Here is a 12,378-nt window from a genome sequence, read left to right on the forward strand (position 1 = left end):
GTTTTCGCGGCCACGTAGGCTGGTCGGGTGCTCGCCGTAGTTCCGCCCCCAGTCACCGTCCGGGTCCCGGCCAAGGTCAACCTGCACCTGGCGGTCGACGACCTGCGCGAAGACGGTTACCACGAGCTGGTGACCGTGTTCCAGGCCTTGTCGCTGACCGACGAGGTGACCGTCGCGGTCACCGAAGAGCCGGGCGTGGAGATCTACGGCGAGGGCGAGGGCTCGGTGCCCGCCGACGGCACCAACCTGGCCTGGCGCGCGGTCGAAGCGCTTTCCGCGCACGTCGGCCGCACCGAAGCGCCGAACGTTCGGGTGGTGCTGCGCAAGGGCATCCCGGTCGCGGGCGGCATGGCGGGCGGCAGTGCCGACGCGGCGGCGACGCTGGTCGGGCTGGCGAGCCTCTGGAACCTCGACGTCACGCGCGACGAGCTGGCCGAGCTCGCCGCCGGGCTGGGCAGCGACGTCCCGTTCGCGCTCTACGGCGGCACCGCGCTGGGCACCGGGCGCGGCGAGCAGCTCGTGCCGGTGCTGTCGCGGCACACTTTCCACTGGGTGCTGGCGTTCGACTCCGAAGGGCTGTCGACGCCGAAGGTGTTCAAGGAGCTGGATCGCCTGCGCGCGGACGGCAACCCGCCGCGGATCGGCTCGCACACCCCGGTCGTCGAGGCGCTGGCTTCGGGCGACCCGCGTCAGCTGGCGCTGTTGCTGGGCAACGACCTCCAGGCGGCGGCGGTTTCGCTGCGGCCGGGGCTGCGCCGGACGCTCCGGGCCGGCGTCAACGCGGGCGCGCTCGCCGGCACGGTCTCCGGCTCCGGCCCGACGTGCGCGTTCCTCTGCGAGGACGCGCAGACCGCGGTCGAGGTCGCCGCGGAGCTGTCGGGCGCGGGGGTGTGCCGCACGGTCCGGGTGGCGCACGGCCCGGTCCCCGGCGCCCGCGTGGTCGGCGGGGACGACGCGCCGCGCCCGGCGCCGCCGCGCGTGCACGCCTGACCGTCCATTGTAGATTTCTCTTTCCCGGAAAGGAACGGCTGAGCGGATGGCCAACCTGGTCAACCTGGAAGCGGTGAGCAAGTCCTACGGGGTGAAGCCACTGCTGGACGGCGTCTCGCTGGGCGTCGCGGCCGGGCAGCGCATCGGTGTCGTCGGCCTCAACGGCGGCGGCAAGACCACGCTGCTGGAAGTCCTTTCCGGACTCGCCGCGCCGGATTCCGGGCGGGTGAGCCACGTCGGCGGCCTGCGGATGGCCGTGGTCACCCAGCGGACCGAGCTCCCGGACGACAGCACCGTCGGCGAGGTCGTGCTCGAACGCTACGGCGCCGAGCACGAATGGGCCGCCGACGCGCGCGTCCGGTCCATTGTGGACGGACTCGGGATCACCGCGATCGGGCTGGACACGCCGACCGCGAACCTCTCCGGCGGCGAGCGGCGCCGGGTCTCCCTGGCGGCCGCGCTGACCGGCGAGCTCGACCTCGTCGTGCTCGACGAGCCGACCAACCACCTGGACGTCGAAGGCGTCCAGTGGCTGGCCGACCACCTGCTGAACCGGCGGATCGCGGTCGTGGTCGTCACCCACGACCGGTGGTTCCTCGACACCGTCGCGAGCCTGACGTGGGAGGTCGCGAACGGCCGTGTCGAGCAGTACGAAGGTGGTTACGCGGACTGGATCTTCGCGCGCGCCGAGCGGGCGCGGCTGGCCGCGACGGCCGAGGAGAAGCGGCAGAACCTGGCCCGCAAGGAGCTGGCGTGGCTGCGACGCGGTCCGCAGGCGCGTTCGTCGAAGCCGCGCTACCGCATCGACGCGGCCGAGGCGCTGATCGCGGACGTCCCACCGCCGCGTGACTCCGTCGAGCTGATGGCGTTCGCGAAGCGCCGGCTCGGCAAGACCGTGCTGGAGCTGGAAGACACGACGTACAAGGTCGGCGACCGGACGCTGCTCGACCACGTCACCTGGCGGGTCGGCCCCGGCGACCGGATCGGCCTGGTCGGGATCAACGGCTCCGGCAAGACGTCCCTGCTGAAGCTGCTCGGCGGCGACGTCGAAGGCTCGACCGGGCGCCGGATCGAGGGCAAGACGGTCGCGCTCGCGCACCTGCGCCAGGAGCTCGACGACCTGCCCGCCGACCTGCGCGTGCTGCAGGCGATCGAGCAGGTGGCCGGGCGCGTGGTGTTCGGCAAGCAGGAGATGACGGCGTCGCAGCTGGGCGAGAAGCTCGGGTTCCCGCAGGCCCGCCAGTGGACCCCGGTCGGCGACCTCTCCGGCGGCGAGCGGCGCCGGCTGCAGCTGTGCCGGCTGCTGATGGCCGAGCCGAACGTGCTGCTGCTCGACGAGCCGACGAACGACCTGGACATCGACACCCTGCAGCAGCTGGAAGACCTGCTCGACGGCTGGCCGGGCACGATGATCGTCGTCTCGCACGACCGGTACCTGGTCGAACGAGTCTGCGACACGATCGTCGCCCTCTTCGGCGACGGCCGCATCACCCACCTCCCGGGCGGCATCGAGGAGTACCTGAACCGCCGGGCGCTCGCCAAGGAACCGGCGGCCGCGGCGGCCCCCACGGCGGCGAAGGCCGAGGCGAAGAAGTCGGCGGCGGACGTGCGGGCGGCGCAGAAGGAGATGGGCCGGCTCGAGCGCAAGCTGGACCAGCTGCACGCGAAGGAGGAGAAGCTCCACGCGGCCCTGCTGGAGGCGGCGACGGATCCGTCGAAGCTGATGGAGCTCAACGGCCAGCTGAAGGGCGTCAAGGGCGAGATCGAGGACGTCGAGGCCCGCTGGCTGGAGACGTCCGAACTGCTCGAGTGAGGGTCCTCGGGCAAGCCGACCCTCGCGCGCAGCCAGGGCGAACGCTCGGGCGTGCCGTACGTGGGAAGTGGTGGACCGCCGGCTTCAGGGCCCGGTTTCCGCCTTGGACGGCGGATGTTGACACCCAGACAGTAATCTGACGCCCATGAGCAGGTTCGTGGACACGCTCGTCGCCACCGCGGCGGGACGAGGTCAGCAGCGTGGCATGGTCACCGGGGAGCCCAAGGAGCCGGTTCGGCGGACCTGGGCCGAGGTGCACGAAGAAGCCCGGCGGGTTGCCGGCGGGCTGGTCGCCGCCGGGTTCGAGCGGGGTACGGCCGTCGGGGTGCTGGCCGCCGCGCCGGTGCTGATCGCGCCGACCGTGCAGGCCGTCTGGCTGGCCGGGGGCAGCGTCACCATGCTGCACCAGCCCACCCCGCGTACCGACCTCGCCGAGTGGGCCGAGGACACCGTGCGCGTGCTCGGGATGATCGGCTCGAACCTCGTGCTGCTGGGTGAGCCCTTCGACCAGCTGGCCCCGGTGCTCGAGGAGAAGGGCATCGGCTTCAAGCTGATCAGCGACCTCGTCGATGCCGAGCCCCTCGCCGACGTCGTCGCCACCGACGAGGGCGAAACCGCGCTCCTGCAGCTGACGAGCGGCTCGACCGCCGACCCCAAGGCCGTGCGGATCACCTACGGGAACCTGTACTCCAACGTCAAGGCCATGGTCGACCGCGCGGAGTTCGACTTCGACACCGACGTGATGGTGTCCTGGCTGCCGACGTTCCACGACATGGGGATGGTCGGCTTCCTGACCGTGCCGATGACCTTCGGCGTCGAGCTCGTCAAGATCACGCCGGTCGAGTTCCTTTCGGGACCGCTGATCTGGCCCGAGCTGATCACCAAGTACCACGGCACGACGACGGCGGCGCCGAACTTCGCGTACGCGATCGTCGGACGCCGGATGGCGCGCGTCGACGAGGACGACGCCTACGACCTTTCGAAGCTGCGCATCGCCTTGAACGGCGCCGAGCCCATCGACGAGACCGCCGTCCGGACCTTCGTGGACGCCGGTGCCCGGTTCAAGATGCCGCCGGAATGCGTTTTCCCGGCCTACGGCATGGCCGAGGCGACGCTCGCGGTGTCGTTCGCGCCGCTGTTCACCGGGCTCACGCTCGACGTCGTCGAGGCCGACGCGCTGGAGGCGGACAACCGCGCGGTGCCGGTGCCCGAGGGCGACCCGCGGCGCGACACCGACAGCGTCCGGTCGTTCGCGGTGCTCGGCCCGCCGCTGGACGGCCTGGAAGCCGAGATCGTCAACGACGCGGGTGCACGCGTCGGCGAGCGTGAGGTCGGCGAAATCCGGCTGCGCGGCGAGGCCGTGACGCCCGGCTACCTGACCATGGAGGGCCCGCTCGACACACAGGACGCCGAAGGCTGGCTGAACACCGGCGACCTCGGCTACCTGGTGGACGGCCAGATCGTCATCTGCGGCCGGCGCAAGGACGTCATCATCATGGGCGGCCGCAACCTGTACCCGACGGACATCGAGCGCGCGGCGACGTCGGTCGAGGGGGTCCGGGCGGGCAACGCGGTGGCGGTGCGGCTGGACGCGGGCAGCCGGCGCGAGCGGTTCGCGGTGGTCGTGGAGTCGAAGCTGGCGGGCGACGCCGAGGCCGAGAAGGACCTGATGAAGCAGGTCTCGGCCCGGGTGCGCGACGCGGTCGACATGCGGCCGTACGCGGTGGTGGTCCTGCCGGCGGGCAGCTTGCCGAAGACCCCGTCGGGCAAGGTCAAGCGCGCGGCGACGGCGCAGCAGTTCGCGGACAAGATCAAGAAGAACGCCGACTCCTGACGCACTCCGGCGGCGGGCCGTCGCAGGCCCGCCGCCGGAGGGGTCAGCGCTGCTGGAGGCGCTCCGCGCGCAGGGTCGGCGGCAGGGCGCGTTCGGCCATCGCTTCCGAAGCCGTGCGGGCGCCCGGGAGGTCCGGGGCGTGGCCGGTGCGGGTGGCGAGCTGGTCTTCCACCGTGTCGAGGAAGTCGTCGACCTCGCGTTCGTCGTAGCCGCGCTTGCCGATCAACGGCTTCGCGAAGATGACGTGGTGCACTTCGGCGGCGGTCAGGTCGTCCTCCTCGGCGAACGTCTTGGCGATGCGCCGGACGAACTCGTCGACCTCGTGCTTGGCGTAGCCACGGCGGCCGATCGGGGCGTTACCGAAGGTGACCTCGGCGAGGTCTTCGGCGGTGAACGACATGGAACTCTCCGATTCCGGGGTTTGGCGGTGCGAACTCCCGTACACCGTCCTAACCCGTGAACGGGTTCCCCCGGAAGGGGCGGACCAGGAAGCTCACCCCGATGGGCGGCCGCCATCCGCCTGTGAGTGAGCCGGAACTACGCAGCGCTGTGTGGCCGGTTTCACATCGTCAGCTGCGGCCGAACCACTTCCGCGGGCCCTCGGGGCGCCGCTCCTCGACCACCGGCCGCGGGTTCCGCAGCTCGATGAGCGCCGCCTCGGCCTCGTCCAGGAACAGGTCGACCTGAGCCTGGTCGTAGCTGCGCATGCCGACGGGCATGATCGTGAAATCGACGTAGTGGATGTCGTCGGCGGTCAGGATGTTCCGGCCGTCGAGCGCATCGGCGATCAGGTCGAGGAAGGCGTCGACCTCGTCCTCGTTGTAGCCGCGCCGGCCGAAGCGGGGTTTGCCGAACGCGATCGCCCGGACTTCGTCAGGGGTCATGGGTTCACCTTGCCACCGATGTCAGCCCGCATGGAAGGCGTTTTGCGCGGCCGCGAGACCGGTGCCGACCAGCGCTTCGGTCGCGTCCGCGCACCGGTCCACCTCGAACGGGAGCTCCTTGCGCTCGACCGTCCCGAAGTCCTTCAGCACGAAGTCCGCCGGGTCCTGGCGGCCGGGCGGGCGGCCGATGCCGAACCGGACCCGGTAGTAGTCACGGGTGCCGAGCGACTTCGTGATCGAGCGGAGTCCGTTGTGCCCGTTGTCGCCGCCGCCGAACTTGAGCTTCAGCGCGCCGAAGTCGACGTCCAGCTCGTCGTGCACCACGACGATGCCGGTCGGCGGCACCTTGTAGAACCGCGCCGCGCCGACCACGGGCCCGCCGGAGAGGTTCATGTACGTGCGCGGCTTCACCAGCACGACGCGGCGACCGGACAGCCGGCCTTCGAGCACCTCGCCGCCGCTCTTGTGCGTCTTGAACTTGCCGCCGATCCGGGAGGCGAGCTCGTCCAGCACCATGAAGCCGACATTGTGCCGGTTTCCGGCGTACTGGGGTCCGGGATTGCCAAGGCCGGCGAGCAGGATCAGCTCGCCGGCCCCGGGCAGGTCTTCGGTCATGCGGAAATGCTATTCGGCGGCTTCGGCCGACTCTTCGCCCGCTTCGGCGGCGTCGTCGTCGGCCTCTTCACGCTGCGGCTCGTTGACGGCCACGACGAGCGCGTCGGGGTCGGTGACCAGGACGGCGCCCTGCGGCAGCTCGACCTGGCTGGCCAGGAACTGGGTGCCGATCTCGGCGCCCTCGATCGAGAGCTCGAACTGCTCCGGGATGTGCAGCGCCTCGACCTCGACCTGCAGGGTGTCGATGCCCTGGTTGACCAGGCCGCCGGGGCCGGGGTTGCCGGAGACGACCAGCGGGACGTCGACGACGATCTTCTCGCCGCGCTTGACGACCAGCAGGTCGACGTGCTCGATGTAGTTCTTCAGCGGGTGGACGACGATGGTCTTCGTCAGCGCCAGCTCGTCGGAACCCTCGAGGTCGAGCGTGATGACGGCGTTGGAGCCGTTCTCGCGGACGACGCGGGCGAACTCGATGGCCGGCAGCGCGAAGTGCCGCGGGTCCGAGCCGTGGCCGTACAGGACGGCGGGGATCTTGCCGGCGCGACGCGTACGGCGCGCGGCGCCCTTGCCGAACTCGGTGCGCGGCTCGACGGACAGACGTACCTCGGACACGGTGTGGCACTCCTTCAAATCACGAACATGGTGCGGTGAACAGCATGCTGCGGCGGGGGATGCGGTGTTCTGTTCAGTGGTCGCGTTCGGCGGCGAGTTTTCCGGGCGTGCACAACAGCCGGGAGCTACTCCGAGCCGCCGCGTCGATCACGCCGGGCACCCCAGTGGGGCCCCGCCTCGCCGAGACAACCTCAAGAGTGTAAACCAACCTCATCACGGTGGGTTGCGGCGGGGGCCCGGACCAGGCTAGAACCCTCCTATCCCCGGTGCGTGACGACACAAATCCGGTGGCGGGACTTCACCGGCCGAGGTGTGCTCGGACGCAGACGCGGAGCAAGGGGCGGAAAAGATGCGGGCTCGACGGGCCATGGTGGCGGCGGTGCTGCTGCTGGGCGGACTGCTGGCCGGCTGCCAGGTGGCGGTCCCCGGCAGCGCCGGGGTCTCCGCGGCCGGGCAGCAGACGGCCGATCGGCGCGCCGAGCAGCGCGCCGCGGTCGACGCTGCCCTCACCGCGCTGGGCCAGACGCCCGCGCTCTCCCTGAAGTCGGCGGCCAAGGGCGCCGAACAGCAGTTCCGGGTCACCCGCGGCGGCAACGCCTTCGGCGGGCTGCCGGTCGAGGGGCGCGTCGTCCAGGTGACCTCGGCCGCGGGGCAGTTCTACCTGCAGGCCGACGCCGACTACTGGAAAGCGCACGCCATCGACGAGGACACGCAGTTCGGCACGAGCTGGGTGCGCTCGCTCGGGTCCGAGCTGCCCTTCGACCCCGCGGCCCGGTTCGCCCCGCAGGCGCTGGCCGACGGGCTGCGCAAGGCCCTGACCGGCCTCGACCGGCTGGGCGACCCGGTGAAGGCGAAGCTGCCGGACGGCACCGAGGTCTACCAGCTCGGCGCCGCGCCGAGCGTCCTGCGCGTCACCACGGCCAAGCCGAACCGGGTCGTCAGCTTCGCCCCGGCGCTGCTCGACCCGCAGGCCGGCCCGAAGTTCGGCGCCGAGTTCCGCGTCGACCCGGTCGCCGGCGACGCGCTGAAGACGTTCCACACCGACCTCGACAACGCCGTCGGGGGTCTGGGCCAGCCGTTCGAGGGCCTGGTGCAGGCCAGCGCCGTCGTCACGAACGACACCCTCGACTGCAAGGACTTCGTCGGCTCCTGCACGACGACCGTCGACGTCTCCACCAGTGTGGTCGGCTCGCCGGCCGCGGGCGGCAAGAGCGTCGTGCACATCAACCTCTCGGTCGAGGTCAGCGCCGACTCGCTCGGCGCGCAGACCTGCACGACGGCGGCCGACGCCGAGCCGTACGCGACGGTCAAGATGTCCTGCACGGTCAAGTTCAAGCTGCCGAACCGCACGGCCAGCTACCAGGTGCTGTCCAAGCCGAACGCGACGGCGGAGGTCCGCGCGGCCCTCGACGTCAACGCGGTGAAGCAGAAGGTCGCCGCGGAGTTCGCCAGCCTGGGCGGCTGAGCTGGACACCTACCCGGGGGTGCGTTCCTTCCGTTGAAGTAGGTGATCTTCCGTTCCTAGCATCGGCTCTGCTTAGTGGGGGCGCGGCCCCCACGCCCCGCTCAAGAAGTGGGGGTACAGCCGATTCGAACGGGAGAAGTGACATGGCCAAGCTGGTGGTTTTCGGGGGGACCGGGTACGCCGGGGGCAGGATCGGCACCGAGGCGCTGCGGCGCGGGCACGAGGTGGTCGGCGTCGCGCGGAACACCGGCGCGGTGCCCGACGGCGTCGACGAGCGGCAGGGGTCGCTGCACGACGAGGAGCTCGTGGCGAGCTTGGCGAAGGACGCCGACGTGTTCGTGGTGGCCACCCCGGCCCGGGCGATCGACGGCAAGAAGCTCATCGACGCCGTGCCGGCGCTGGCGCGGGTCGCGCGCGAGAACGGCGTCCGGCTGTCGTTCGTGGGCGGTGCGGCGAGCCTGCTGGTCGCCGAGGGCGGCCCGCGGCTGTTCGACACCCCGGAGTTCCCGGCCGAGTACAAGGAAGAGGCCGGCAACCACGCCGAGGTGCTCGGCCTGCTGCGCGAGCAGCCCGAGGACCTCGACTGGTTCTACGTCAGCCCCGCCGCCGAGTTCGGCGCCTGGACGCCGGGCGAGCGCAAGGGTGAGTTCCGCATCGGCGGCGACGTCCTGCTGACCGACGAGAACGGCAAGTCGCACATCGGCGGCGACGACTTCGCGACCGCGTACGTCGACGAGATCGAGCAGCCGAAGCACCGCCGCGCGCGCTTCACCGTCGCTTACTGAAGTGCCTTCAGGACCGGCGCGAACGTCTCGAGGAACGGCTCGAAGACCGTGATGTAGGAGAAGCCGTAGCGCTCGCGCCGGCTTTCCAGCTGCCCGGCGATCTCCTCGACCGTGCCCAGCAGGAGCTGGGGCGCGTCGAGGAGCTCGTCGACGCTGCGCGCGGCGCGGTGTTCGGTCTCCTCGTGCCACTCCGCCGCGGCCGCCCGCCGGTCGCCGGTCACGACGACCCGCTGCACCAGCATGTTGTGTTCGACGTCGCGTGCGCCGGCGTGGGCGCGGAAGAACGCGGCCCGCTCGTCCATGGCCTCGGCGTTGTCGAGCACGAAGGTTCCCGGCGGCTTGCCGGGCTGCTGCCTTAGGCCCGCGAAGCCGACGACGTCCGCGTGCTCGGCGGCGAGTTCGAGGACGCCGTCGCTGTTGCCCGCGATGAGCAGCCGGGGGTGGTCGATGCCCTCGTCTTCGAAGTGTTTCCGCAGGTAGCCGAGGCTCTTTTCGAGGTAGGCGATGCGCTCGGACGCCTTTCGCCAGGGGAGTCCGGCGTCGTCGAACTCGGCTTTCATGTGCCCGGCGCCGAGCCCGAGGTCGAGCCGTCCGTCGAGCAGCGCGGCCGTCGAGGAGACTTCGCGCGCGAAGAGCGCGAGGTTGTAGAAGGGCACGTTGGAGACGAGGGTGCCGAGCCGCGGCCGTTCGGTGACGGCGGCGGCCATGGCCAGTGCCGGGAACGGCGCCGGCGACCCGGTGCCCAGGTGGTCCGGGATGGTGATGACGTCGTAGCCGAGCTCTTCGGCCCGCCGGCACTTGGCGATCCAGGCGTCCCGGCCGCCGATCCCGCGGAGGCTGACGCCGAACTTGAAGTTCCCCATGCCGGTGACGCTAGCGCCGGGAACCGCCGCCGGGCGCGGAGTTCGCGCCCGGCGGACGGTTTCGTCAGGCGTTGCCGTCGAAGAGCGAAGTCACCGAGCCGTCTTCGAAGACCTGCTGGATGGCCTCCGCCAGCATCGGGGCGATCGACAGGACCGTCAGTCCCTCGAAGCGCTTCTCCTCGGGGATCGGCAGCGAGTTCGTCACGATGACCTCGCGCGCCTTGCACTGCGAAAGGCGCTCGGTCGCCGGGTCGGACAGGATGCCGTGGGTCGTCGCGATGACCACGTCCGCCGCGCCCTCGTCGATCAGGGCCTCGGTGGCCTTCACGATCGTGCCGCCGGTGTCGATCATGTCGTCGATCAGGACGCAGAGCTTGCCCTCGACCTTGCCGACCACGCGGTTCGCCACGGCCTGGTTCGGCTTGTCCGGGTCGCGCGTCTTGTGGATGAACGCGATCGGCCGGTCGCCCAGCGTCTGCGCCCACTTCTCGGCCAGCCGCACGCGGCCCGAGTCCGGCGAGACGACGGTGATGTCGGCGTTGCCGTAGGTCTTCTTGATGTGGTCGGCCAGCACGGTCTGCGCCATCAGGTGGTCGACCGGGCCGTCGAAGAAGCCCTGGATCTGCGCCGTGTGCAGGTCGACCGTCATGATCCGGTCGGCGCCCGCGGTCTTGAACAGGTCCGCGATCAGCCGCGCGGAGATGGGCTCGCGGCCCTTGTGCTTCTTGTCCTGGCGCGCGTAGGGGTAGAACGGCATCACCACGGTGATCCGCTTCGCGCTCGCCCGCTTGAGCGCGTCCACCATGATCAGCTGCTCCATCACGAACTCGTTGATGGGCGTGGTGTGCGCCTGGATGACGAAGGCGTCGGTGCCGCGGACGGACTCCTCGAACCGGACGAACAGCTCACCGTTGGCGAACGTGTGGGCCGTCTGCGGGGTGATCGTCACGTTGAGGTGCTCGGCGACCTCTTCGGCGAGCTCCCGGTGCGCCCGTCCGGAGAAGAGCATCAAGTTCTTCTTCGGCGTACCTGACTTCGGACTCATGCTGGCGACTCCCCGTCGGTTCCTGCTGCTGACTCGGCGTCGAGGGCGGCCTGGGCCGCCTCCGCCGCGGGCGTACCCGGCCGGCGCCGGATCGCCCAGCCTTCGATGTTGCGCTGCGGCGGCGCCGACACCGCGAGTGTGCCCGGCGGGACGTCCTCGCGGATCACGGCACCCGCCCCACTGTAAGCGCCATCACCGACCTGCACCGGAGCGACGAAGGTGTTGTCGGCTCCCAACCGGACATACGAACCAATAACGGTCCGGTGCTTGTTGACGCCGTCGTAGTTCACGAACACGCTCGAGCAGCCGATGTTGCTGTGCTCACCGATCGTGGCGTCGCCGACGTAGGTGAGGTGCGGCACCTTCGTGCCCGCGCCGATGTCGGCGGCCTTCGTCTCGACGAACGCGCCGAGCTTGGCCTTCTCGCCCAGCTTCGTGCCCGGCCGCAGGTAGGTGAACGGGCCGACGTTGACGCGGTCGCCCAGCTCGGAGTCGGAGCCGTGCACCCGCACCACCGAGGCGCCCGCCCCGATCTTGACGTTCGTCAGCGTGCTGTCCGGGCCGACCGTGCTGCCCTCGCCGACCGACGTCGAGCCCTTGAGCTGGACGCCCGGCTCGATGACGACGTCCCGCGACAGCGTCACGCCGGCGTCGATCCAGGTCGACGCGGGGTCGACGACTGTGACGCCTTCGCGCTGCCAGCGCCGCACGATCCGGCGGTTGAGCTCGGCGCCGAGCACCGACAGCTGGACGCGGTCGTTGACGCCCTCGGTCAGCCACGGGTCGTCGACGACGAGGGCGCCGACGTGCAGCCCGTCGCCGTCCGCGATGCCGAGGACGTCCGTGAGGTAGAGCTCGCCCTGGGCGTTGTCGGTCGACAGGCGGGAAAGGCCGTCACGCAGCACCGCGGCGTCGAAGGCGTAGACACCCGAGTTGATCTCGGTGATCTCGGCCTGCGCCGGGGTGGCGTCCTTGTGCTCGACGATCCCGGTGACCTTGCCGGCGTCGTCGCGCGTGATGCGGCCGTAGCCGGTGGGGTCGTCGACCACCGCGGTGAGCACGGTGACGGCGTTCTTCGCGTCGGTGTGCTCGTCGAGCAGGGCGCGCAGCGTCGCGGTGTCGAGCAGCGGGACGTCGCCGTAGCTGACGATCACGGTGCCGGTGAGGTCGGCCGGCAGCGTCGCGAGCGCGCAGCCCACCGCGTGGCCGGTGCCCTTCTGCTCGGCCTGCACCGCGGTGCCGACCTCGCGCCCGAGTGCCGTGGCGACCGTGGCGAGATGGGCGCCGACGGCCTCGCGGCCGTGGCCGGTCACCACCACGAGGTGCTCGGGGTCCAGGCCGGCGGCGGCCCGGACGGCGTGCTCGACGAGGGGCCGCCCGGCGATCGGGTGCAACACCTTCGGGGTCGCGGATCGCATGCGGGTGCCCTCACCCGCGGCGAGGATCAACGTGCTCAGCGGGCCGGTCAACGG

12 protein-coding genes are annotated in these 12,378 nt (G+C 71.0%); 5 read left to right on the forward strand and 7 right to left on the reverse strand.

What is annotated here, in order from left to right; all coding sequences use genetic code 11:
* Positions 1–27 precede the first annotated feature (27 nt).
* From ACZ7OU_RS12270 to ACZ7OU_RS12280, 3 genes are all read left to right on the forward strand, one after another.
* A complete protein-coding gene (locus ACZ7OU_RS12270) occupies positions 28–990 on the forward strand; it encodes a 4-(cytidine 5'-diphospho)-2-C-methyl-D-erythritol kinase (protein ID WP_470241891.1) in 963 nt (320 codons plus the stop codon).
* Between the two features lie 46 nt (positions 991–1,036).
* A complete protein-coding gene (locus ACZ7OU_RS12275) occupies positions 1,037–2,803 on the forward strand; it encodes an ABC-F family ATP-binding cassette domain-containing protein (RefSeq protein WP_470255104.1) in 1,767 nt (588 codons plus the stop codon).
* A 145-nt stretch (positions 2,804–2,948) separates the two neighbouring features.
* On the forward strand, positions 2,949–4,637 hold the full coding sequence (locus ACZ7OU_RS12280) for a fatty acyl-AMP ligase (RefSeq protein ID WP_470255105.1): 1,689 nt from the start codon (positions 2,949–2,951) through the stop codon (positions 4,635–4,637).
* Positions 4,638–4,680: 43 nt separating this feature from the next.
* Here the strand turns inward: ACZ7OU_RS12280 and ACZ7OU_RS12285 are convergent, their stop codons facing one another.
* The 4 genes from ACZ7OU_RS12285 to ACZ7OU_RS12300 all read right to left on the reverse strand — a co-directional run bounded on the left by ACZ7OU_RS12285 (position 4,681) and on the right by ACZ7OU_RS12300 (position 6,748).
* Complete coding sequence (locus ACZ7OU_RS12285; RefSeq protein WP_470255106.1) at positions 4,681–5,037, reverse strand: DivIVA domain-containing protein; 357 nt, start codon at positions 5,035–5,037, stop codon at positions 4,681–4,683.
* Positions 5,038–5,206: 169 nt separating this feature from the next.
* Positions 5,207–5,521 carry a DivIVA domain-containing protein gene (locus ACZ7OU_RS12290; RefSeq protein WP_470241886.1) on the reverse strand — a complete coding sequence of 105 codons (315 nt, stop codon included), beginning with the start codon at positions 5,519–5,521 and terminating at the stop codon, positions 5,207–5,209.
* Between the two features lie 21 nt (positions 5,522–5,542).
* Positions 5,543–6,136, reverse strand: a complete 594-nt coding sequence (pth, locus tag ACZ7OU_RS12295) for an aminoacyl-tRNA hydrolase (RefSeq protein ID WP_155540898.1) — start codon at positions 6,134–6,136, stop codon at positions 5,543–5,545.
* A 9-nt stretch (positions 6,137–6,145) separates the two neighbouring features.
* Positions 6,146–6,748, reverse strand: coding sequence for a 50S ribosomal protein L25/general stress protein Ctc (locus ACZ7OU_RS12300; protein WP_470241884.1), 603 nt, complete (start codon positions 6,746–6,748; stop codon positions 6,146–6,148).
* 370 nt (positions 6,749–7,118) lie between these two features.
* Between ACZ7OU_RS12300 and ACZ7OU_RS12305 the strand changes: the two genes are divergently transcribed.
* Positions 7,119–8,213 carry a hypothetical protein gene (locus tag ACZ7OU_RS12305; RefSeq protein WP_470255919.1) on the forward strand — a complete coding sequence of 365 codons (1,095 nt, stop codon included), beginning with the start codon at positions 7,119–7,121 and terminating at the stop codon, positions 8,211–8,213.
* 143 nt (positions 8,214–8,356) lie between these two features.
* The gene (locus ACZ7OU_RS12310) at positions 8,357–8,998 is read left to right on the forward strand and encodes an NAD(P)-dependent oxidoreductase (RefSeq protein WP_470255107.1); all 642 of its coding nucleotides are present in this window, start codon (positions 8,357–8,359) and stop codon (positions 8,996–8,998) included.
* Here the strand turns inward: ACZ7OU_RS12310 and ACZ7OU_RS12315 are convergent.
* From ACZ7OU_RS12315 to glmU, 3 genes are all read right to left on the reverse strand, one after another.
* Positions 8,992–9,861, reverse strand: a complete 870-nt coding sequence (locus ACZ7OU_RS12315; RefSeq protein ID WP_470255108.1) for a TIGR03621 family F420-dependent LLM class oxidoreductase — start codon at positions 9,859–9,861, stop codon at positions 8,992–8,994. The genes ACZ7OU_RS12310 and ACZ7OU_RS12315 overlap by 7 nt on opposite strands.
* Before the next feature lie 64 nt (positions 9,862–9,925).
* Entirely contained in the window at positions 9,926–10,906 is a 981-nt protein-coding gene (locus ACZ7OU_RS12320) for a ribose-phosphate diphosphokinase (RefSeq protein ID WP_470241881.1), read from the reverse strand.
* On the reverse strand, positions 10,903–12,375 hold the full coding sequence (glmU, locus tag ACZ7OU_RS12325; protein WP_470241880.1) for a bifunctional UDP-N-acetylglucosamine diphosphorylase/glucosamine-1-phosphate N-acetyltransferase GlmU: 1,473 nt from the start codon (positions 12,373–12,375) through the stop codon (positions 10,903–10,905). The genes ACZ7OU_RS12320 and glmU overlap by 4 nt, the downstream gene beginning before the upstream one ends.
* Positions 12,376–12,378 lie beyond the last annotated feature (3 nt).

This window comes from Amycolatopsis sp. NPDC114505 (genome assembly GCF_055633615.1).

Coding starts and splice junctions, on each gene's coding strand:
- ACZ7OU_RS12275 (WP_470255104.1), top strand. CDS start 1,037: ATGGCCAACCTGGTCAACCTGGAAGCGGTGAGCAAGTCCTACGGGGTG.
- ACZ7OU_RS12280 (WP_470255105.1), top strand. CDS start 2,949: ATGAGCAGGTTCGTGGACACGCTCGTCGCCACCGCGGCGGGACGAGGT.
- ACZ7OU_RS12285 (WP_470255106.1), bottom strand. CDS start 5,037: ATGTCGTTCACCGCCGAAGACCTCGCCGAGGTCACCTTCGGTAACGCC.
- ACZ7OU_RS12290 (WP_470241886.1), bottom strand. CDS start 5,521: ATGACCCCTGACGAAGTCCGGGCGATCGCGTTCGGCAAACCCCGCTTC.
- pth (WP_155540898.1), bottom strand. CDS start 6,136: ATGACCGAAGACCTGCCCGGGGCCGGCGAGCTGATCCTGCTCGCCGGC.
- ACZ7OU_RS12310 (WP_470255107.1), top strand. CDS start 8,357: ATGGCCAAGCTGGTGGTTTTCGGGGGGACCGGGTACGCCGGGGGCAGG.
- ACZ7OU_RS12315 (WP_470255108.1), bottom strand. CDS start 9,861: ATGGGGAACTTCAAGTTCGGCGTCAGCCTCCGCGGGATCGGCGGCCGG.
- ACZ7OU_RS12320 (WP_470241881.1), bottom strand. CDS start 10,906: ATGAGTCCGAAGTCAGGTACGCCGAAGAAGAACTTGATGCTCTTCTCC.